The following is a 19,135-nucleotide window of genomic DNA, read 5'->3' on the forward strand; positions in this document are numbered from 1 at the left end:
AAACGCCCGCCGGGCGTTATGCCGGTGCAGCCGGGACAAGCCCGTACCTGGACATGACTGCGATCAAGGCGCACGAACTCACAGCGGCCGCCCCTTCCTTACGCCTCTCCGCCAAAATACGCCGCAATCCGCGCCAGTTTGTCCGGGTTGCGTTGCACGTGGATGCGGGCGATGCGGTCGCCTTCGACCACAAAGGTCTGCGCGGACTCCAGCGCGCCGTCGAAGTAGCGCAGCAGCGCCCATTCGCCATTGAGCAGCACCAGCCGCACCCGGAGGCCCTCGCCGGGGAATCTGAGGCGCGTGGCGTAGAACAGTTGCGCGATGCGCCGTGCGCCTTCGAGCGGCTTGGGGAAGGTCTGGACCCTGCCGCCGCCGTCGCCGGCCAGGGTGGCGTCGTTGGCCAGCAGCGCCTGGATGCCGGCGAAGTCGCCGCCCTGCATCGCCTGGGCGAACGCCTGGACCATGTGCCGATGGGTGTCCGGGGACACCGTGAAGCGCGGCCGGTCGTCGCGTAGCTGGGTTTTTGCCCGGCTGACCAGCTGGCGGCAGCTGGCCTCGCTCTTGCCGATCACGCGCGCCACCTCGTCGTAGTCGTTGTCGAAAACCTCGCGCAGGAGGAAGGCCGCGCGGGCCTCGGGCGTCAGGCGCTCCAGCAGGAGGAGGAAGGCGACGGAGATGTCATCGGCGCGCTCCTTGATGGCCTCGGGGTTGTCCGGGCTGTCCGTGATCAGCGGCTCGGGCAGCCAGATCCCGGTGTAGTGCTCGCGCTGGATCTTGGCGGCGCGCAGGCGGTCGATGGCGATGCGGGTGGTTACCGAGACCAGCCAGGCTTCGGCATTTTCGATTTCCGTCTGGTCAGCCGTGTGCCAGCGCAGCCAGGCGTCCTGTACGACGTCCTCGGCCTCGGCCACGGCGCCGAGCATCCGGTAGGCAATCCCGTGCAGGCGCGGGCGCAGCTTGTGGAAGGTGGCGGTGGTGTCGTCCATGATTCGATGCGAAAAGGCGGCTGGCAGACCGCCATGGTGGCCACGCGTGCCGGCCCAGCGCAAGAACTTTCAAGCATTTTCCGACGCACACCTTGAAAATTCCGATGCACTGTATATATTTACAGTAACTGTATGAATGAACAGTATATCGGAGTGCGGAATGGAACACCTGATCCACCTGATCCGTGTGCAGAACGAATATGACCGCCAGGTGCTGGTCTGGCTGCGGGGGCGCATTGGTGATGCCGCCCTGCTGTCGGCCGCGCACCGGGCCACCGTCGACGATAAAAAGCCTTATCTTTCAACGATTTGCCGCCTGATCGGGATTCGGGCGCCGTCGCGCCGCGCGCTGGCGGACGAGGCTCGCAAGAGCCATCGCGCGGTGGGCGAGCGGTATCTGGAGCAGATCCGCGAGATCCTGGCCCGCCCGACGTCCGGCCATGAAAAAGCCGGGCACGAGGCCCGGCCACAAGCGGCGCTGTTCTAGATCGCCTAGGCAGCGTCTGATCCGGGCTCAGGCCGGCAGTTCGGTCACGCGCATTGCGGGCGTGATCTGGAGCGGATCGGTCATCAGCTCCAGCACGGCCGGCTGGCCGGCGTTGCGGGCGCGCTCGAACGCTGCCGCAAAGTCCTCCGTCTTCTCCACCCGCTCCGCCCACGCCCCGCAGGCGCGCGCCATCGCCACGAAATCCGGGTTGGCGATGGTCGTGCCGCTCTGGCGGCCCGGGTAGCGCTTCTCCTGATGCATGCGGATGGTGCCGTACATGCGGTTATTCACCAGGATCACGATCAGGTTGGCGCCATGCGCGGCGGCCGTGGCGATCTCCTGCGGATACATCAGGAAGCAACCGTCGCCAGCCAGGCAGACCACGGTCTTCTCGGGCGCGCGCAGCTTCGCGGCAATCGCGGCCGGCAGGCCGTAACCCATCGCGCCGCAGGTGGGCGCCAGTTCCGTGCGCGGACGCTTGTACGCGTAGAAGCGGTGCAGCCAGACCGTGTAATTGCCGGCGCCGTTGCTGAGGATGGCGTCTTCGGGCAGCACCGCGTTCAGGTGCGACATCGCGGCAGCCATATCCACCCCCGTCAGTTCCGCATGGGGCTTGGGCGGCGTGACGAAGGCCTCGTGCTCGGCCCGGGCGCCGCTGGTCCAGTCCTTCCATCCGATAGAAGCCGGCGCCGGCAGCGCGGCCAGCATGGCTGCCGCAGGCACCACGCCCGAATGGATCGGCAGTGCCGACTGGTAGACGCGGCCCAGCTCGCCGCTATCGGCATGGATATGCACCAGCTTCTGCTTGGGACGCGGGACTTCCAGCAGCGTGTAGCCATCGGTGGCGATGTCGCCCAGCCGGGTGCCGACCGCCACGATCAGGTCGGCCGTGCGCACCCGCTCGGCCAGCTTGGGGCTCACGCCCAGGCTCAGATGGCCGATGTAGTGCGGGTCGCGGTTATCGATCACGTCCTGCCGGCGGAAGGCGCAGGCCACGGGCAGGTTCCATGCCTTGACGAAGGCGGCGAAGTCACGCACTGCCGCGTCGGTCCAGCCGGCGCCGCCGGCGATCACCAGCGGCTGGCGGGCCTCGGCCAGCGCGGCGGCCAGCGCCCGGGCATCCTCGGCGCGCGGGGCGGCCGCCACGGTGCGGTACGGCTCGGCATCGGCGCAGTCCACCAGATCGTCGAGCACGTCTTCGGGCAGCGCCAGCACCACCGGGCCGGGCCGGCCGGACGTGGCCACCTGGAAGGCGCGCGCCACCATCTCGGGAATCCGGGCCGGATCGTCGATCTCGGCCGCCCACTTGGCCATCGTGCCGAACACTGCCGCGTAATCCACCTCCTGGAACGCCTCCCGGCCCTTGTGGGCGCGGGAGATCTGCCCCACGAACAGGATCATCGGCGTGGAGTCCTGCTGGGCGATATGCACGCCGATGCTGGCGTGCGTGGCGCCCGGGCCCCGGGTGACGAAGCAGATACCGGGGCGGCCGGTCAGCTTGCCGTCCGCCTCGGCCATGTTGGCGGCGGCGCCTTCGTGCTTGGTGACGACGAGGTCGATGGCCGGCTGGTCGTGCAGCGCGTCCAGCACGTCCAGGAAGCTCTCGCCGGGCACGCAGAAGATGCGCTCCGTGCCATGCAGGCGCAGTTGGTCCACGAGGACACGGCCGCCGGTGCGGGCCTGGGAGGATGGGGTTTGAGCGGTCATGACGAAAAGTATGGACAGGATCGGAGGCGGCGCCAAGGTGGAGCCAAGCAGGCGCCAGACCCGAAGCAGGCGGCGATGACAGCGATTTTTCCGTTTGACGGGCGCCGCCGCGGGGTCTATCGTGCATTTCTGTTATGCGTTTTATGCAAGGCAGCCCGCCTCGCGCCCGTGTAGATTGGCTACCGAGGCGATGCTGCCATGACAGCGCGCCCGCCCGCGACACCTGACGGCCATCCCGGCCGTCCCATAACAATGCTCGCGAAAACAGGAGACCATGCAATGTCCTTCCCTCATCGATTGATGCGGCCGGCCCTGGCCGTGCTTTGCCTTGGATGCATGGCGGCGGCCCCACTGGCGCAAGCCCAGTCCGCCGACCAGTACCCCAGCAAGCCGATCAACTACGTCGTGCCATTCGCGGCGGGCGGCACCACGGACCTGCTCGGCCGACTGATCGGCCAGCGGCTGTCGCAGGTGCTCGGCCAGTCGGTGGTGGTGGAAAACCGCGCCGGCGCCGGCGGCAATATCGGTTCGGACTACGTGTCCAAGGCCGCGCCGGACGGCTACACGCTGCTCGGCGGCACCATCAGCTCGCACGCCATCAACGTGAGCCTGTACCCCAAGATGCCGTACGACCCGGTCAAGAACTTCCAGCCGGTGGCGCTGATCGGCACGCTGCCCAATGTGCTGGTGGTGAACGTGAACAGCCCGTACAAGTCGGTGCAGGACGTGATGGCAGCGGCCAAGGCCAAACCGGGGTCGATCAACTTCGGCTCGTCCGGCAACGGCACCTCCCAGCATCTGGCGGCCGAACTGTTCGCCAACATGGCCGGCCTGAAGATGACCCACGTGCCCTATAAGGGCAGCAGCCAGGCGGTACAGGCGCTGCTCGGCAATCAGGTCGATATCGTCTTCGAGAACAGCGTGGCCGCCATGCCGATGGTGCAGTCCGGCAAGTTCCGCGCGCTGGCCACCACCGGCGCCAAGCGCGCCGCCGAGCTGCCCGATGTGCCGACCATGGCCGAATCGGGCCTGCCGGGCTATGAAATCGTCTCGTGGCAGGCGATCTTCGCGCCGGCCGGCACGCCGATGCCCATCGTCAACAAGCTGGCCACCGAGATCGGCAAGATCATCCACCAGCCGGACGTCAAGGCGAAGCTGGTGGGCATGGGCGTGGAGCCGTCTGGCGCCGGCCCGGCCGAACTCGGCAAGTTCCAGAAGAGCGAGGTGGCCAAGTGGGCCAACCTGATCAAGGTCGCCAACATCCACCTGGAGTAACGCATGGCAGAACACCGTATTCCGACCGCCGGCCTGCATCGCTGGGTCGTGGACCTGTGGCTGGCGGCGGGGTCCGATGCGCGTGAGGCGCAGCTGACCGCCGACCACCTCGTCGGCGCCAATCTCTCGGGCCATGACTCGCATGGCGTGGGCATGATCCCGAAGTACGTGCTGTCCTGGCAGGGCGAGCAATTGCAGCTCAATCAGCAGGTCAGCGTGGTGCATGAGTCCGGCGGCATCCTGAGCCTGGACGGCAACCGGGGCATGGGCCAGGCCGTGACCGAGGAGGCGATGCGCATGGGCATCGCCCGCGCACAGGAGCACGGCGTGTGCGTGATGGGGCTGCGGCGCTCGCACCATCTGGGCCGGGTGGGCCACTGGGCCGAGCAGGCCACGGCGGCCGGCATGATCTCGATCCACTTCGTGAATGTGCTGTCCAAGCCGCTCGTGGCGCCGCATGGCGGCTACGACGCGCGCTTCGGCACCAATCCATTCACGATCGGCGTGCCGGTGGCGGGCGCCCCGCCGCTGGTGCTCGACTTCGCCACCAGCGCCATCGCAATGGGCAAGGTGCGCGTGGCCAACAACAAGGGCGTGCCGGTGCCGCCGGGCAGCCTGATGGACCCGAACGGGCATCCCACCGACGACCCGTCGGTCATGTTCCCGCCGCCCGGTACGCCGCACGGCGCGCTGCGCACCTTCGGCGAGCACAAGGGCTACGTGCTGGCCGTGATGTGCGAGCTGCTCGGCGCGGCCGTGACTGGCGGCCACACCATCCGCCCGGAAACGCTGACGCACGAGCATGCGGTCTGGAACAACATGCTGGCGATCATCTTCGATCCGGCCCGCCTGGGCAGCAGCACCACCTTCGGCCATGAGGTGGAATCCTTTGTCGATTGGCTGAAGGCGTCCCGGCTGCAACCGGGCAACGATGCCATCCGCCTCCCCGGCGACCCCGAGCGCGCATGGCGCAAGGCGCGCGCCGACTTTATCCCCGTGGATGCCGGCACGCTGGCCCAGCTCGACGACGCCGCGGCGCGCGTGCTCCAGGCGCGCGGCCAATCCCCCGGCCCGCTCTCCGCCCTGGCGGCGGACTGAACCCAAGGCTCAAGGAATTCTCATGACGACCCCTCACCTGCCCCAGCTTTCCCCGCTGCCCAACCAGTTCCGTGCGGACATCCTCGCGCGCAAGCGCCTGATTGGCTGCTGGACCTCGCTCGGCCAGCCGGTTACCACCGAGATCATCGGCCTGGCCGGCTTCGACTGGATGCTGCTCGATGGCGAGCACGCGCCCAACGACGTACTGACCTTCGTGCCGCAGCTGATGGCGCTCAAGGACAGCACCAGCGCGCCCGTGGTCCGGCCGCCCTGGAACGATCCCGTGCTGCTCAAGCGCCTGCTGGACATCGGCTTCTATAACTTCCTGATCCCGTTCGTGGAGTCGGCCGAGGAAGCCCGCCGCGCAGTGCGGGCCACGCGCTACCCGCCGGACGGCGTGCGCGGGGTGTCCGGCGTACAGCGCCAGAACCGCTACGGCACGCTGCCGGACTTCTTCAAGACCATCAACGAGAACATCTGCGTGCTGGTGCAGATCGAGAGCCGCAAGGGCGTGGAGGCTGCCGACGAGATCTGCGCCGAGCCCGGCGTGGACGGCATCTTCATCGGCCCGAACGACCTCGCCGCCGCCTACGGCCACCTCGGCGACCCGAACCACCCGGAGGTGCAGGCCGCCGTGGCGCAGATCTACGACGCCGCCAACCGCGCCGGCAAGGCCATCGGCACGCTGACTCCCGTGGAGGCAGACGCCCGCCGCTACCTCGACATGGGCGCGCACTTCGTCGCCGTGGGGCTGGACCACACGCTGCTGCGCGACGCCTCCCGCGCGCTGCGCGAGCGCTTTGCGCAATGACGCTATCTATATAGGAAAACGGATATGAGCAAGATCGGATTCATCGGACTCGGCGTGATGGGCGCGCCGATGGCGCAACACCTTCAGGCGGGCGGCCACACGGTCTACGCCCACACGCGCAGCGGCGTGCCGCAGGCGCTCCAGGATGCCGGCATGCAGGCCTGCGCCAATGCCACCGAGGTGGCGCGTCAGGCCGACGTCATCTTCCTGATGCTGCCCGATACGCCGGACGTGGCGCGCGTGCTGTTCGGCGAGCACGGCGTGGCCGAGGGCCTGAGCCAGGGCAAGACCGTGGTCGACATGAGTTCGATCTCCCCGATCGAGACGCGCGAGTTCGCGGCCCGCATCGAGCAGCTGGGTTGCGAGTATGTGGATGCGCCGGTGTCCGGCGGCGAGGTGGGGGCCAAGGCGGCCACGCTGTCGATCATGGCCGGCGGCAAGCAGGATGTGTTCGACCGCGTGCTGCCGCTGCTCCAGCTGATGGGCAAGAACATCACGCTGGTCGGCAATGTCGGTGACGGCCAGGTGGCCAAGGTGGCGAACCAGGTGATCGTGGCGCTGACCATCGAGGCCGTGAGCGAGGCGCTGGTGCTGGCCGCCAAGGCCGGCGCGGACCCGGCGCGCGTGCGTCAGGCGCTGATGGGCGGCTTTGCCAGCTCGCGCATCCTGGAAGTGCATGGCGAACGGATGATCAAGCGCACCTTCGACCCGGGCTTCCGCATCGAACTGCACCAGAAGGACCTGAACCTGGCGCTGTCCACGGCCAAGGCGCTGGGGGTGGGACTGCCGAACACGGCGTCCTGCCAGCAGCTGTTCAACGTCTGCGTGGCGCAGGGCGGCGCGGGTTGGGACCATTCGGGGCTGGTCAAGGCGATCGAGCATATGTCGTCGTTCGCCATCGGCGACAAGCCCAAGACGGCGGGCTGATGTCGGCGCTGAACTCCGACGACCTTGCGTGCTTTGTCTGCGTGGCCAACACGCAGAGCATCTCCCGCGCGGCGCTGGAGCTTGGCGCGGACCAGTCCACGGTCAGCCGCCAGATCGCCCGGCTGGAGGCGGCGCTGGACACGCGCCTGTTCCACCGCAGCGGCCGGGGCGTGGTGCTGACCGAGTCCGGCTCCACGCTGCTCGGCTACGCGCGCCAGGTGGCGGTCACGCTCAACGAGGCCCGTGCCGCCGTGCGCAAGTCCACGGCACAGGGGCCGTCCCAGTTGGTCATCGCCGCGCAGCCGACCATCGCCAACACGGCCTTCGCGGCCATCGGCACGGCGCTCAAGCAGCGCTTTCCGGCGACCAAGCTGCGCTTTGCCGAAGGGCTGGCCAGCCCGATCCTTGCCTGGCTGGCTGCCGGCGAGATCGACGTCGCCCTGCTCTACCTGCCCGAGCAGCAAGGCGCGCTGAAGGTGGATGTCCTGCTGGAAGAAGACCTGACGCTGGTGACGCCCACCTCGTGGAGCCACCTCGGCCTGACCTTCCCGGTGCGGCGGCTGGGCGAAGTGCCGCTGATCCTGCCGAGTACCGGGCATGGCCTGCGCGTGCTGGCCGAATCGCTGGCCGCGCGCGCCGGCACCACGCTGAACATGGCGCTGGAGTGCGATGCCTCGAATACGGTGTCGATGCGGCTGGTGGAGGATGGCTGCGGCGCCACGCTGCTGCCGTTCGCCGCCGTGGCGGACCGCGTGGCGCAGGGGCGGCTGCACTCGGCCCGGCTGGTGGAGCCGGTGGTGACGCGCCAGGTAGTGCTGGCCACGGCGCGCAATCGCACCGTGGTGCCCGAGCTGTGGGACATCATGCAGACCGTGCGGCAGTCCGTGCGGAATATCGTGATGTCCGGCGCGTGGCCGGGAGCGCGGCTGGTCTAGCCCCGCCCCCGGGAATCCGGGTGGGATTCGCTTACTGCTTCGGCGCCTGCAGTTCCTGCTTGGCGGTTTCGTTGGCCGCCTTGTTGGCGTCCTTGCGCTCCTGCTTGGCGGCGCCAACATCCTGCTTGTATTCGCCCTTCGCGGCGGCCTTCTCGGCCTTGTACTGGTCGCTCGCAACCTTGCGGGCTTCGCGGCGCTCCACCAGCGGGTCCTTCGGCGGTTGAATCTGCGTCATGCCCGGCGGCACGGCGGCGTTGCCGCCGGCGGGTGCCGGGGCGGCCGTGGTCTGGGCGAAAGCGGTGGCGGACAACAGCCCAGCGGTCAGGGTGCCGATCAGCGAGCCAGTGCGGATGATTCGGTTCGTGGACATGTTCTTGGACATATGAGACCTCTCAAGATGTTGTTATCTCGGACGGTGCCCGCGTACAACCTGTGGCAGCGCGGGCACCACGCAATGCCGCACGCAGGATGTCTTGCCTTCCTGCGCCGCGCACCGAAGTTTAGAAGCCGACTCGTGCCCCGCGTGCCGCATTCCAACATCTCCTTACAAAAACTCATCGGCGCTGACAGACACTCTCCGACAACGCCACACTTTTCGCGAATTCTGCAGATTTGGCGTGCTTGAAGCGACCGGCTCCGTCGCCCACACTGGGAGGCATCGACCGTGCCAACCAGGAGGGATCATGCATCTCGAAGGCTCGTGCCAATGCGGCGCCGTGCAGTTCAGTCTGGAGTCCGATTCGCCCTGCCCCTATATGCATTGCCATTGCTCGATCTGCCGCAAGACTGGCGGCGGCGGAGGCTATGGCATCAACCTCGGCGGGGATGCCCACTCGCTGCGCGTTCGCGGCAAGAAGCATGTCTCGCGCTATCACGCTGTGATGCGCGAGCCCGGCCAGCGCCCCAAGCGCTCGAAGGCCTTCCGCCATTTCTGCGCCGAGTGCGGCAGTCCGCTGTGGCTCTGGGACCCGCGCTGGCCCGACATGGTCTACCCCAACGCGAGCGCCATCGACACGCCCCTGCCCCGCCCACCCGAAGTGGTGGAGGCTTCGCTGGAGAACGTCGCGCCATGGGTGGATGTGCCACGCGGCAAGGGCCATCGCCATTGCGAGACCTGGCCGGAAGAATCGCTGCACGACTGGCACAAGCGGCACCGCCTGCTGGCCTGAGTGGCCTAAAGTCGGACACTGGCCGACAGACGCCTGCCAAGTGATTTCCTATGCTCCAAGCATGGCGCCCCGCGCGCAAGGAGCCTGACATGCCGAGCTTCCGCCCTCTTCCTCTCCCGTTGGCCATCTGCCTGACCGTCGCTGCGCTACTCGCCACGGGATGCGGCGAATCCGCCAAGCTGCCGGAGTCGGCCGGCATCGGCGCCTCGCCGCAATTGCCCGAGCCGAACAAGACGTTGATCCCGACCGTGCATATCGCGCCGGCCAAGGGCTGGGAGGACGGCAAGAAGCCGGTGGCGGCGGATGGCATGACGGTGACCGCATTCGCCGACAAGCTCGACCATCCGCGCTGGGTCTACGTGCTGCCCAATGGCGATGTCCTCGTGGCCGAGTCGAACGCGCCGCCCAAGCCGGACGACGGCAAAGGGATCAAGGGCTGGGTCATGAAGCAGGTGATGAAGCGCGCCGGCGCGGGTGTGCCGAGCGCCAACCGCATCACGCTGCTGCGCGACACCAACGGCGACGGCGTGGCCGACGAGCGCTCCGTCTTCCTCAAGGACCTGAATTCGCCGTTCGGCATGGTGCTGGTCGGCAACGACTTCTACGTGGCCAATACCGACGCCGTAGTGCGCTATCCCTACGCGCCGGGACAGCCGAGCATCACCGATCCGGGCCAGAAACTCGTGGATTTACCAGGCGGGCCGCTGAACCATCACTGGACCAAGAACATCATCGCCAGCCAGGACGGCAACAAGCTCTACGTCACGGTCGGCTCGAACAGCAACGTGGCCGAAAACGGCATCGACAAGGAAGCGGGCCGCGCCGCCATCTGGGAGGTGGATCGCCAGACCGGCCAGCACCGCGTGTTCGCCAGCGGCCTGCGCAACCCGAACGGCATGGCCTGGGAGCCGACCAGCGGCATGTTGTGGACGGCCGTGAATGAGCGCGATGAAATCGGCAGCGATCTGGTGCCGGACTACATTACCTCCGTGCGCGATGGCGGCTTCTACGGCTGGCCGTACAGCTACTACGGCCAACATGTGGATGTGCGCGTGAAGCCGCCGGCCCCCGATCTGGTGGCGAAGGCCATCGTGCCCGACTACGCGGTGGGCACGCATACGGCTTCGCTAGGGCTGGCCAGCGCCGCCGGCAACAGCCTGCCGGCAAGGTTCCAGCACGGGATGTTCATCGGCCAGCATGGCTCATGGAACCGCAAGCCGCGTGCCGGCTACAAGGTGATCTTCGTCCCGTTCGAGCAGGGCAAGCCCAACGGTGCGCCCTTCGACGTGCTGACCGGCTTCCTGACCGCCGACGGCGACGCCCAGGGCCGCCCGGTGGGCGTGGCCGTGGACAAGCGCGGCGGGTTGCTGGTGGCCGATGACGTCGGCAATGTGATCTGGCGCGTGACCGGCGCGACTAAATAGATAGCGCCGAAATGCAAAAACCGGCGGCGCGAGCCCCTCGCGCCGCCGGAAGACCACCCACCACGATGGTCCAAACAACAATCCGACTGTGAAGAATCAGAAGCGGTGCTGGAGACCCGCCGTGACACCGACCTGATTGTTGGCAGAGCCCACAAAGTCGCGCGAGAGACTCACGGTCTGACCGTTGCGCGCCTTGGCATAGCCTGCGGACAGGTAGGCCATGGTGCGTTTGGAAAGATTGTATTGAGCGCGCAGCGAGAACAGGATCGGATCGCCGTCCGTCGCGCCCTTGATGTTCTGCTTGTACACCGCGCCGTAGAGCGTGAAGGCCGGCGTGAAGTCGTACGCCGCGCCCACCCAGTACAGGTCGCTCAGCTGCGAGGCCGCGCCGTTCGTGAAGGTGCGCTTGTAATTGCGGTAGCCGCCGTACAGCGCAAGCGAGCCGAAGTCATAGCTCAGGCCGGCGTGGACGCCCTGGATATAGTCCATCGTATCGGCCGGCGTGGTGCTGCCGCCCGCGCCGTTCTGGCGATCCCAGGTCACGGCGGTAGCGAAGCCGCCCGACGAATAGCCGACGCCGACGTCGTATTTCGACGAAGACTTGAACTCGCCCGGCACCTCGCCCAGCGAAACCGTGGCGCCCAGTTTCACGCCGCCGAACGTGCCGTCATAGCGAACCACATTGGTCGCACGCGAGAACATGCCGTCCTTGCGCCCGCCCGACGCCGTGGACGAGGTCGCCCACGAGTAGTTCGGCGCGTAGCCCATCGGGTCGAACGGCAGCATGAAATCGTAGGTCGTGGTGAAGTCACGGCCCAGCAGCAGGCGGCCCCATTTGTTCTGCAGGCCCACGGTGGCGCGGCGGTCGAACAGTGTGTTGTCGGTGTCCAGCTTGCCGGTGTCGATGGCGATACCGCTTTCCAGTTGGAACACGGCCTTCAGGCCGCCGCCCAGGTCCTCGGTGCCGCGCAGGCCCCAGCGCGAGGTATTCTTGCCGCCCGAGATCACCTTGACTGCCGAACCACCGCCCGGCCCGGCGTGGTTGAGGTACTCCACGCCCGAATCCACGATGCCGTACAGCGTGACGCTGGACTGCGCTGCCGCACCGCCCGTAGCAACGCAAGCCATCCCGGCAACGACCCATGCCATCCGTTTCATGCCTGTCTCCTGTGTCTTTTTTGTGAGTGAACGGCGCGAATGGTATGGGAGGCTCACTTTCAGATCGCTTTCGAAAATCCTTCAAATACGGACCGTTGCGGGCGTGCGGATTGGGGCTTTCCCTAGCTAGCCCGCCCCGCTGCTTCCCGGTATCAATCACGCGCTGTTGCCGTTCCCCTGCCGCTACTGCCGTCCCCCTGCCATGCGTATCCTGCTTGCCGAAGACAACCTGAAACTGGCCGCCTCCCTCGTGGAGTCCCTGGGCCAGAGCGGCTTCACGGTCGATTGCATGCACGACGGCGCGAGCGCCGACAACCTGCTCTCCACGCAGGACTACGCGCTGGCCATCCTCGATATCGGCCTGCCCCGCCTGGACGGCCTGGAAGTGCTGCGGCGCCTGCGGCAGCGGCGCAACCCGGTGCCGGTGCTGATCCTGACCGCGCACGGTTCCGTCGAAGACCGCGTGCGCGGCCTGGACCTCGGCGCCGACGACTACCTCGCCAAGCCCTTCGCCCTGACCGAACTGGAAGCCCGCGCCCGCGCGCTGATCCGGCGCAGCCACGGCCACGACCGCACCGCGCTGCACTGCGGGCCACTCCACTACGACGCCGTCAGCCGGGCCTTCACGCTGCACGGCACACTGCTGGCGCTGACCGGGCGCGAGCGCGCGGTGCTGGAGATCCTGCTGATGCGCGATGGCCGGGCCGTCAACAAGGCCGCGCTATCGGAGAAGATCTTCGGCATCGAGGAGTCGGTGAACCCGGACGCCATCGAGATCTACGTCTACCGGCTGCGCAAGAAGCTGGAAGGCAGCGGCGTCGGCATCGTCACGCTGCGCGGGCTGGGCTACCTGCTCGAGGTGCGCGCCCCGGCCCCCGAGGACGCCAACCTCGCCGCCCAGCCGTGAGCCGGTCAGGACCTCGGCGATGAAATCGGCGAGCCTGCGCTGGCAGCTCTCGCTGTGGCTGCTGCTGCCGCTGCTCGGGCTGCTGGCGCTCGACGCCTGGCTGACCGACCGCCGCGCCATGGCCGCCGCCCACGAGGCGTTCGACCGCACGCTGGCCGCCTCGCTCAAGGCCATGCGCGAGGGCATTAGTCTGCGCGACGGCCGCGTGGAGGTGGAGGTACCCTACCTCGCCCTCGAAGTCTTCGACGCCGAAGCCGGTTCGCGCATTTACTACGAGATCCGCGACGAGACCGGCGCCACCATCACCGGCTATCCGGCCCTGCCGATGCCGGCCCAACCCGTGCGCGCGCTCTATCGCACGCAGTTTTACGATGCCGACTATCGCGGCGAGCCGGTGCGGATGGCCGCCATGCCGCTGCCGCTGCACGACGTGCGCTCCGCGCGCACGCAACTGGTCTGGGTGCTCGTGGCCGAGACCACCGAGCCGCGCGCGCAACTGGCCAATGACATCCTGATGGGATCGCTGCTGCAGGAGCTGATGCTGGTCAGCCTGGCGCTGGCCATCGTCTGGTTCGGGGTGCGGCGCGGGCTGCGGCCGCTGCACCGGCTGTCCGAGGCGATAAGCGCGCGTGGCCCGGACGACCTCCAGCCGCTGGACGCCGCCACGCTGCCCGTGGAGACCCAGCCGCTGGTCAACGCCGTCAACCAGTACGTGGCGCGGCTCCAGCGCATGGTCGAGGGGCGCAAGCGCTTCTTTGCCGATGCCGCGCACCAGCTCAAGACGCCGCTGGCCATCATCCAGGCCGAATCGGAACTGGCGCTGCGCGAACGCGAACTGGCCGGCGCGCGGGCGCATCTGGCCCGCCTCAACAGTTCGGTCCGGCAGGCGGCGAAGGAGGTGGAGCAGCTGCTGTCGCTCTCCCGGCTGGAGCCGGACAGCGGCTATGCGCCCACGCTCCACCGGCTGCGGCTCGGCGCGCTGGCGCAGGCGGTGGCCCTGGACTGGGCGCCACTCGCCCGGCGGGACGGGGTGGATCTGGGTTTCGAAGGAGACGTTGCCGAAGCTGGCGACGCGCAGGATGAGATCGACGGCCAGCCCGAACTCCTCCAGGAACTACTCGGCAACCTGATCGACAACGCGGTGCGCTACGCGGGCGCTGGCGCCATGGTGACGGTGCGTGTGCGCGGCACGCGGTTACAGGTGGAGGACAACGGCCCCGGCATCGCGCCGCAGGACCGGGAACCCGTGTTCCAGCGCTTCTATCGGGGGGAGGCCAGCGCAGCGCGCGCCGGCAGCGGGCTCGGGCTATCCATCGTGCGGGAAATCGCCCGACTCCACGGCGCGGCAATCGTGCTCGGCGACACGCCCGGCGGCGGCCTGACCATCGCGCTTCATTTCCCGCCTGCCGGGGGCGAGGCGGCCTAGCTCTTGCCCGTCAGCTTGCCGATCCGGCGCCCGAACCAGTCGTCGATCATGACCTTCTCGTAGCGCAGCCGGTCCGACGGCCCGTACAGGTTCACGCCCCAACCGAAATTCATGTTCGAGATGCGCTCCTGCGCGCTGGCCACCACCTCGTCACCGTGGCGCAGTTCATATTGCAGCGTCATGCGCGGCCACGTGGCATCCCGGATCACGCGCACCTGCTGCGCGTAGCGCCAGTCGATATAGCCGGCCAGATCGATGTCCAGCACCTCGATCGTCAGCGAATACCCCTCCGGCAACTTGCGCGCCGCCAGTTTGGCGAAGTGCTTTCGGATGTCATCGAGCACCTGCCGGTCACTGCCATACGACTGCGACCATGAGGCATCGGTATAGGTCTCGGGATGGATGAACGTCACCGACAACGCCGAAGACGGCTGCCCCTGCGAAGGCGCCGGCGCCCCGCCGGCCGCCCCGGACACCCCCAGCGTCGCCAAGGCAACCAGAACGGGAAGAAAGTACGTGGACATGGCATCACGCCTGCAGAAAGAACGGCCTGGAACGCCGACGGACGATGCCCGGACAAACGGGACAGGAACGCATGCGCCACCCGGCATCAAGCCGCTGAGCCCGGGATGGTTTCAGGATAGGTCAGCGGGGGAAACGCTGGCCCCTAACCGCCCGGGTTCCCCGCCATCGACGTTTCACAAGGCCTGGCGTAAGCTGAACCCCTCTTATTTCCCGACCCAGCGAGAAGCGATGCCCACCTATGACTACCGGTGTGACGATTGCGGCGATTTTGCGTTGATGCGGCCGATGGCGCAGCGGGACGAGCCGGTTGGCTGCCCGCACTGTGGCAAGGCTGCGGCGCGGGCGCTGGTGGCCGCGCCCGCGTTGGCGGGGGCACCGGGGGCCGTGCCGTCGGAGTTGGCGGGCCATGGTGCAGGGTGTGCCTGCTGCGGGCCGGTGAAGCTGGCCGGGCGTGCCGATGGCGGCCGGGGTGGCGCGGGGTGGTCCAAGTTCAGCTCGGGCTGACCGGGCCAGTCTACGTTTATCGTCCGCTCAGCGCGCCAGCCACGCCAGCAGCAGCGCGTTGACGGCCGTATCGGCCTCGTATTGGACCCAGTGGCCGGCGCCGGGCACGATCTCGCCGCGCCGGCCTTCCCGCCCGTCGATCAGGCTTGCCAGCACCTCTGGCGGATCGGCGGTCACGTCGTGCTCCCCGAAGGCCATCAGCACCGGCCCACCGAAGCGGTCCAGCGCCGCGCGCAGCCCGCCGGCGCGTGAAATCTGCTTGCTGCGGAAGCGCGTGTCGCGGCAGGACTCGGTGTAGGCGAGCAGCGCCAGCGCATCCACCTTGGCGGGGTCCGCGATCATGAACGCGGCGACGTTCTGCTGCATCGCCGCCGCCAGCGTCTCGGGGCTCCCGGCGCGGCGCCAGTCGACCAGCGCGATGGTCTGCCGCCGTGTGCCGCCGTGGCCACCCGGCCCCAGCAGCGCCAGCCCGCGCACGTTGGGCAGGCGGGAGGCCAGATGCGAGGCCGTCAGCCCGCCGAACGAGAAGCCGACCAGATCGACATCGCCCATATCGGGCAGTTGGGCGAAGTTCGCCACCACGGCCTCCACCAGCGCCGGCATGTCGGTCCCCACCGGGTCTCCGGAGACGCCGTAGCCGGGCAGATCGGGCACCCAGACCGTATGGCGGGCCGCCAGCGCCTCGATATTGCGCACCCAGTGCAGCCAGCTGCCGTGGCCGCCGTGCACGAGCAGCGCATCCGGCCCGCTGCCAAAGCGGCGCCACACCATGCGGCACCCGGCCGCTTCCGTGACGCGGGTCGTGCCCTGCGCCGTCAATCGTGCGACGAATGCTGCCGCCGATGTGTCTTCCTTCAAAATCCTGCCTCCCCAGTGAATCCGCGCCGCTCAGAGCGGCAGCGACAAGCTCGCTTCCAGGCCGCCCTCGCGCCGATTCTGTAGCTTCAACTCCCCACGCATGGCCTTGGCCAGTCGCAGGGCGATGGCCAGCCCCAAGCCGCTGCCCGGACCCCGGCTGGCGGTGTGCGGCGACCGGTACCATGGCCTCAACACGGCATCCAGCTCCGATGGCGCGATCCCGGGTCCGGAATCGATCACAGCCAGATGCAGGCGCCTATTCTCCATGCGAACGGCGATGCGGACAACGCTGCCATAGCGAAACGCATTGTCGATCAGGTTGACCAGCACGCGGCGCAGCGCGTGTGGACAGGTGACGATCGGGCGTCCCACCTGCCCTTCCAGCGCCAGTGCGCAGCCCGCATCCCGATAGTCCTGGACCAGCACGTCGAGGAGGCTATCCGCGTCCACGCTCCGCAGCGGCTGTACAAGGCCGCTCTGCATGCGCGCGCAGGACAGGCTGGCTTCGGCGAGTTCCCGCATTTCGTCGAGATCACGCTCCATGGCGTGACGCAGCGGCGCGTCGTCGATCATCTCGCAACGCAGCAGCATGCGTGTCAGCGGCGTGCGCAAGTCATGCGCATACGATGCCTGCATGGTCAGCAGCTCGGATTCTCGCGCCTTGCATCGCCGGTACATCCATTGCGCACAAACCAGTGCAAAGAGCAGCAATCCGGCGCATCCGAGCAGGAGCACACTCGTCAGGGCTCCCGGTTCCATAGTCATTGGCATTCTCCGTTCGCCGTCAACCAAACGGCGCTGCGGAATATCACCATGACGCGGTGCAAGGCGCCATCATCCGGTGAGATGGCGGTCCCTAAACCTTCATTTACGCGAACGCTTCGCCGGTGGCCGGGCTAGGCAGCGCGCGCCTCGCCCAGCGCGCGCATGATCTGAACGGCCTCTACCACCGTGCGCGCGTTCATCTTGCGCATCGCGTGGCCGCGATAAATCTTCGCGGTGATCTCGGCAATGCCCATGGCCGCGGCAATCTGCTTGTTCATCATGCCGGCCAAGACATGCCGGAGGACCTCGCGCTCACGGGCGGTCAGCGTATCCCAGGACCGTCGCAGCCCGCGCAACGACTGCTCCGTTTCAAGCTGCTGCATGTCGCGCTCCAGCGCGGCAATGACGGCGTCGATCATGTCCTGGTCCCGGAACGGCTTGGCCAGGAAATCGACCGCACCGGCCTTCATGGCCTTCACCGACATGGCGATATCGGCGTGGCCGCTCATGAAGACGATCGGCATGTGCGGCTGGCCCTTTTGCATTGCCGACTTCTGGAACGCGAGCCCGCTTTGCCCGCGCAGGCGGACATCGAGCACGAGACAGGCGGGGCCGATCACTTTCGGCGCGCGCTGAAAGTCCTCCACGGACCCGAACGCCCGGACCTGCAGATCGATGGACTCCAGGAGGCTGGTCAGGGCTTTGCGCATCAGTTCGTCGTCGTCCACGATATGGACCGTGCCCTGGGCGAGCACCTGCGGATAAGCCGTGGAAGCATGGTGGGGGGCAGTCATGGTCGGAAACGGTGCGCTATAGAAGAAGTGAATCTGGAATGCTCTGACATACGCCGGCAGGCGCGCATCCATACCAAGGTATGGGTCTACACGGTATCCAGCGCCTGCCCCTTTGTCTCGGGCAACAGCAAGACCATGAGCAGCACCACGCCGTACGCGGCCCCCGAGAAAATGGCGATGGCCATGGCAAGACTCGTGGAGTGGCTGAGCATGCCGACCAGACTCGGAAACAGGGCGCCGATGCCGCGCCCGAAGTTGTAGGTAAAGCTCTGCCCGTTGGCGCGGCTTTCCGAGGGATACAACTCCGTCAGGTAGGCGCCGACCCCACTGAAAATGCCGCAGGACGCGAAGCCCAGCGGGAAACCGAGCCACAGCATCTCCGCGTTGGAAAGGGGCAGCGTCAGGTAGAGGTATACCGAGGCGATCGACAGCAGCGCAAACAGGATGAAGTTGCGCCGGCGCCCCCAGTAGTCGGACAGATAGGCGCCGACGACATACCCACAGAAGGAGCCCACGATGATCACCATCAGGTAGCCGCCGGTGTTCAGCACGGACAGGTGCCGCTCCAGCTTCAGGTAGGTGGGCAGCCATGTCGACATCGCATAGAAGCCGCCCTGGATGCCCGTGCACAGCAGCGCGGCCAGCACGGTCCGGCGCAGCAACGCCGGCGAGAAAATGACCCACATCGAAGCGGGCTTGACCCCTTGTCGCCTTGCCTCGGCCGCCGTCGCGAACACTTCGGGCTCCGGCACGTGCTTGCGCACGTACAGGACGAGCAGCGCGGGCAGGACGCCCACCCAGAACAAGCTGCGCCACGCCAGCGACTCGGGTAGCACCGAGAACGCAATGCTGTAGAGAATCGCCGCGAGCCCCCAGCCGACCGCCCAGCCGCTTTGCACCAGGCCGACCGCCTTGCCACGGTGCTTCGGGGCGATGATCTCCCCGATCAGCACGGCGCCCACGGCCCATTCCCCGCCGAAGCCGAGCCCCTGCAAGGCACGGAGCACGAAGATCTGCTCGAAATTCTGCGCGAAGCCGATCGCGAACGTGCAGACGGAGAACCAGAGGATTGTGCCCTGCAACACCTTGACCCGGCCGTAGCGGTCCGCCAGCATGCCCGCGATCCATCCGCCAATCGCGGAGAAGATCAGCGTCACGGTGCCCAGCAGCCCTGCCTGGCCCCGGTCCAGTCCCCAGACGTCGATCAGTGACGCGAGGACAAAGCTGAACACCATGAAATCGAAGGCATCGGTGGCCCAGCCGATGAACGATGCCAGGAACGTCCGCCTGGCTTGCGGGCTCAGTTCCGCATACCAGTCCAGGCTGGATGGGCTCGGCAACGCGGGCTGGTCAATGTTTTTTGTTGTCATTGTCTAGGC

At 67.5% G+C, this 19,135-nt stretch carries 20 protein-coding genes; 11 read left to right on the top strand and 9 right to left on the bottom strand.

Features of this window, described 5'->3' with window-relative positions; all coding sequences use genetic code 11:
* Window positions 1-98: 98 nt before the first annotated feature.
* Complete coding sequence (locus tag AC1DFU_RS16070) at window positions 99-986, bottom strand: RNA polymerase sigma-70 factor (protein ID WP_441590883.1); 888 nt, start codon at window positions 984-986, stop codon at window positions 99-101.
* A 169-nt stretch (window positions 987-1,155) separates the two neighbouring features.
* On the opposite strand from AC1DFU_RS16070, the gene AC1DFU_RS16075 reads away from it, so the two are divergent.
* The gene (locus AC1DFU_RS16075; RefSeq protein WP_441591168.1) at window positions 1,156-1,473 is read left to right on the top strand and encodes a CppA family protein; all 318 of its coding nucleotides are present in this window, start codon (window positions 1,156-1,158) and stop codon (window positions 1,471-1,473) included.
* A 27-nt stretch (window positions 1,474-1,500) separates the two neighbouring features.
* Here the strand turns inward: AC1DFU_RS16075 and AC1DFU_RS16080 are convergent, their stop codons facing one another.
* A complete protein-coding gene (locus tag AC1DFU_RS16080; RefSeq protein ID WP_441590881.1) occupies window positions 1,501-3,180 on the bottom strand; it encodes a thiamine pyrophosphate-binding protein in 1,680 nt (559 codons plus the stop codon).
* Window positions 3,181-3,459: 279 nt separating this feature from the next.
* Between AC1DFU_RS16080 and AC1DFU_RS16085 the strand changes: the two genes are divergently transcribed.
* The 5 genes from AC1DFU_RS16085 to AC1DFU_RS16105 are packed head-to-tail and all read left to right on the top strand — an operon-like array spanning window position 3,460 to window position 8,226.
* Window positions 3,460-4,455 (top strand): Bug family tripartite tricarboxylate transporter substrate binding protein, encoded by a 996-nt coding sequence (locus AC1DFU_RS16085; protein WP_092297864.1) that lies wholly within the window; start codon window positions 3,460-3,462, stop codon window positions 4,453-4,455.
* Between the two features lie 3 nt (window positions 4,456-4,458).
* Complete coding sequence (locus tag AC1DFU_RS16090; protein WP_441590879.1) at window positions 4,459-5,553, top strand: malate/lactate/ureidoglycolate dehydrogenase; 1,095 nt, start codon at window positions 4,459-4,461, stop codon at window positions 5,551-5,553.
* Window positions 5,554-5,575: 22 nt separating this feature from the next.
* Entirely contained in the window at window positions 5,576-6,364 is a 789-nt protein-coding gene (gene garL / locus AC1DFU_RS16095; RefSeq protein ID WP_092297858.1) for a 2-dehydro-3-deoxyglucarate aldolase, read from the top strand.
* 24 nt (window positions 6,365-6,388) lie between these two features.
* Complete coding sequence (locus AC1DFU_RS16100) at window positions 6,389-7,291, top strand: 2-hydroxy-3-oxopropionate reductase (RefSeq protein WP_092297855.1); 903 nt, start codon at window positions 6,389-6,391, stop codon at window positions 7,289-7,291.
* On the top strand, window positions 7,291-8,226 hold the full coding sequence (locus AC1DFU_RS16105; protein WP_441590877.1) for a LysR family transcriptional regulator: 936 nt from the start codon (window positions 7,291-7,293) through the stop codon (window positions 8,224-8,226). The genes AC1DFU_RS16100 and AC1DFU_RS16105 overlap by 1 nt, the downstream gene beginning before the upstream one ends.
* Window positions 8,227-8,257: 31 nt before the next feature.
* Here AC1DFU_RS16105 and AC1DFU_RS16110 read toward each other — a convergent pair whose 3' ends face one another.
* Window positions 8,258-8,596 (bottom strand): hypothetical protein, encoded by a 339-nt coding sequence (locus AC1DFU_RS16110; RefSeq protein WP_441590875.1) that lies wholly within the window; start codon window positions 8,594-8,596, stop codon window positions 8,258-8,260.
* A 313-nt stretch (window positions 8,597-8,909) separates the two neighbouring features.
* Between AC1DFU_RS16110 and AC1DFU_RS16115 the strand changes: the two genes are divergently transcribed.
* A complete protein-coding gene (locus AC1DFU_RS16115) occupies window positions 8,910-9,395 on the top strand; it encodes a GFA family protein (protein WP_092297849.1) in 486 nt (161 codons plus the stop codon).
* An 89-nt stretch (window positions 9,396-9,484) separates the two neighbouring features.
* Window positions 9,485-10,819, top strand: a complete 1,335-nt coding sequence (locus AC1DFU_RS16120) for a PQQ-dependent sugar dehydrogenase (protein WP_441590873.1) — start codon at window positions 9,485-9,487, stop codon at window positions 10,817-10,819.
* A 96-nt stretch (window positions 10,820-10,915) separates the two neighbouring features.
* Here AC1DFU_RS16120 and AC1DFU_RS16125 read toward each other — a convergent pair whose 3' ends face one another.
* Window positions 10,916-11,977: a porin gene (locus AC1DFU_RS16125; RefSeq protein ID WP_092297843.1), complete on the bottom strand. Its 1,062-nt coding sequence runs from the start codon at window positions 11,975-11,977 to the stop codon at window positions 10,916-10,918.
* Between the two features lie 202 nt (window positions 11,978-12,179).
* Here AC1DFU_RS16125 and AC1DFU_RS16130 point away from each other — a divergent pair, with 202 nt between their 5' ends.
* Window positions 12,180-12,884 (top strand): response regulator, encoded by a 705-nt coding sequence (locus AC1DFU_RS16130; protein WP_092297840.1) that lies wholly within the window; start codon window positions 12,180-12,182, stop codon window positions 12,882-12,884.
* Between the two features lie 19 nt (window positions 12,885-12,903).
* Window positions 12,904-14,310: a sensor histidine kinase gene (locus AC1DFU_RS16135; RefSeq protein WP_092297838.1), complete on the top strand. Its 1,407-nt coding sequence runs from the start codon at window positions 12,904-12,906 to the stop codon at window positions 14,308-14,310.
* Here AC1DFU_RS16135 and AC1DFU_RS16140 read toward each other — a convergent pair.
* Window positions 14,307-14,834 (bottom strand): DUF3016 domain-containing protein, encoded by a 528-nt coding sequence (locus tag AC1DFU_RS16140; RefSeq protein ID WP_441590870.1) that lies wholly within the window; start codon window positions 14,832-14,834, stop codon window positions 14,307-14,309. The genes AC1DFU_RS16135 and AC1DFU_RS16140 overlap by 4 nt on opposite strands.
* Before the next feature lie 229 nt (window positions 14,835-15,063).
* On the opposite strand from AC1DFU_RS16140, the gene AC1DFU_RS16145 reads away from it, so the two are divergent.
* Entirely contained in the window at window positions 15,064-15,339 is a 276-nt protein-coding gene (locus tag AC1DFU_RS16145; RefSeq protein WP_092297832.1) for an FmdB family zinc ribbon protein, read from the top strand.
* Window positions 15,340-15,366: 27 nt separating this feature from the next.
* On the opposite strand, the gene AC1DFU_RS16150 is transcribed toward AC1DFU_RS16145, so the two are convergent.
* From AC1DFU_RS16150 to AC1DFU_RS16165, 4 genes are all read right to left on the bottom strand, one after another.
* A complete protein-coding gene (locus tag AC1DFU_RS16150) occupies window positions 15,367-16,197 on the bottom strand; it encodes an alpha/beta fold hydrolase (protein WP_441590868.1) in 831 nt (276 codons plus the stop codon).
* A 30-nt stretch (window positions 16,198-16,227) separates the two neighbouring features.
* Window positions 16,228-16,962, bottom strand: coding sequence for a sensor histidine kinase (locus AC1DFU_RS16155; RefSeq protein ID WP_369823503.1), 735 nt, complete (start codon window positions 16,960-16,962; stop codon window positions 16,228-16,230).
* Between the two features lie 131 nt (window positions 16,963-17,093).
* The gene (locus AC1DFU_RS16160; RefSeq protein ID WP_441591167.1) at window positions 17,094-17,756 is read right to left on the bottom strand and encodes a response regulator transcription factor; all 663 of its coding nucleotides are present in this window, start codon (window positions 17,754-17,756) and stop codon (window positions 17,094-17,096) included.
* An 86-nt stretch (window positions 17,757-17,842) separates the two neighbouring features.
* Window positions 17,843-19,126 (bottom strand): MFS transporter, encoded by a 1,284-nt coding sequence (locus AC1DFU_RS16165; RefSeq protein WP_092297826.1) that lies wholly within the window; start codon window positions 19,124-19,126, stop codon window positions 17,843-17,845.
* Window positions 19,127-19,135 lie beyond the last annotated feature (9 nt).

The sequence above is a fragment of the Cupriavidus sp. 10L45 genome (assembly GCF_056395225.1).

Excerpts from the sequence above, each read along its gene's own strand:
- AC1DFU_RS16070 (WP_441590883.1), bottom strand. The coding sequence starts at position 986 with ATGGACGACACCACCGCCACCTTCCACAAGCTGCGCCCGCGCCTGCAC.
- AC1DFU_RS16080 (WP_441590881.1), bottom strand. The coding sequence starts at position 3,180 with ATGACCGCTCAAACCCCATCCTCCCAGGCCCGCACCGGCGGCCGTGTC.
- AC1DFU_RS16085 (WP_092297864.1), top strand. The coding sequence starts at position 3,460 with ATGTCCTTCCCTCATCGATTGATGCGGCCGGCCCTGGCCGTGCTTTGC.
- AC1DFU_RS16090 (WP_441590879.1), top strand. The coding sequence starts at position 4,459 with ATGGCAGAACACCGTATTCCGACCGCCGGCCTGCATCGCTGGGTCGTG.
- garL (WP_092297858.1), top strand. The coding sequence starts at position 5,576 with ATGACGACCCCTCACCTGCCCCAGCTTTCCCCGCTGCCCAACCAGTTC.
- AC1DFU_RS16100 (WP_092297855.1), top strand. The coding sequence starts at position 6,389 with ATGAGCAAGATCGGATTCATCGGACTCGGCGTGATGGGCGCGCCGATG.
- AC1DFU_RS16105 (WP_441590877.1), top strand. The coding sequence starts at position 7,291 with ATGTCGGCGCTGAACTCCGACGACCTTGCGTGCTTTGTCTGCGTGGCC.
- AC1DFU_RS16110 (WP_441590875.1), bottom strand. The coding sequence starts at position 8,596 with ATGTCCACGAACCGAATCATCCGCACTGGCTCGCTGATCGGCACCCTG.
- AC1DFU_RS16115 (WP_092297849.1), top strand. The coding sequence starts at position 8,910 with ATGCATCTCGAAGGCTCGTGCCAATGCGGCGCCGTGCAGTTCAGTCTG.
- AC1DFU_RS16120 (WP_441590873.1), top strand. The coding sequence starts at position 9,485 with ATGCCGAGCTTCCGCCCTCTTCCTCTCCCGTTGGCCATCTGCCTGACC.
- AC1DFU_RS16125 (WP_092297843.1), bottom strand. The coding sequence starts at position 11,977 with ATGAAACGGATGGCATGGGTCGTTGCCGGGATGGCTTGCGTTGCTACG.
- AC1DFU_RS16130 (WP_092297840.1), top strand. The coding sequence starts at position 12,180 with ATGCGTATCCTGCTTGCCGAAGACAACCTGAAACTGGCCGCCTCCCTC.
- AC1DFU_RS16135 (WP_092297838.1), top strand. The coding sequence starts at position 12,904 with ATGAAATCGGCGAGCCTGCGCTGGCAGCTCTCGCTGTGGCTGCTGCTG.
- AC1DFU_RS16140 (WP_441590870.1), bottom strand. The coding sequence starts at position 14,834 with ATGTCCACGTACTTTCTTCCCGTTCTGGTTGCCTTGGCGACGCTGGGG.
- AC1DFU_RS16145 (WP_092297832.1), top strand. The coding sequence starts at position 15,064 with ATGCCCACCTATGACTACCGGTGTGACGATTGCGGCGATTTTGCGTTG.
- AC1DFU_RS16155 (WP_369823503.1), bottom strand. The coding sequence starts at position 16,962 with ATGACTATGGAACCGGGAGCCCTGACGAGTGTGCTCCTGCTCGGATGC.
- AC1DFU_RS16160 (WP_441591167.1), bottom strand. The coding sequence starts at position 17,756 with ATGACTGCCCCCCACCATGCTTCCACGGCTTATCCGCAGGTGCTCGCC.
- AC1DFU_RS16165 (WP_092297826.1), bottom strand. The coding sequence starts at position 19,126 with ATGACAACAAAAAACATTGACCAGCCCGCGTTGCCGAGCCCATCCAGC.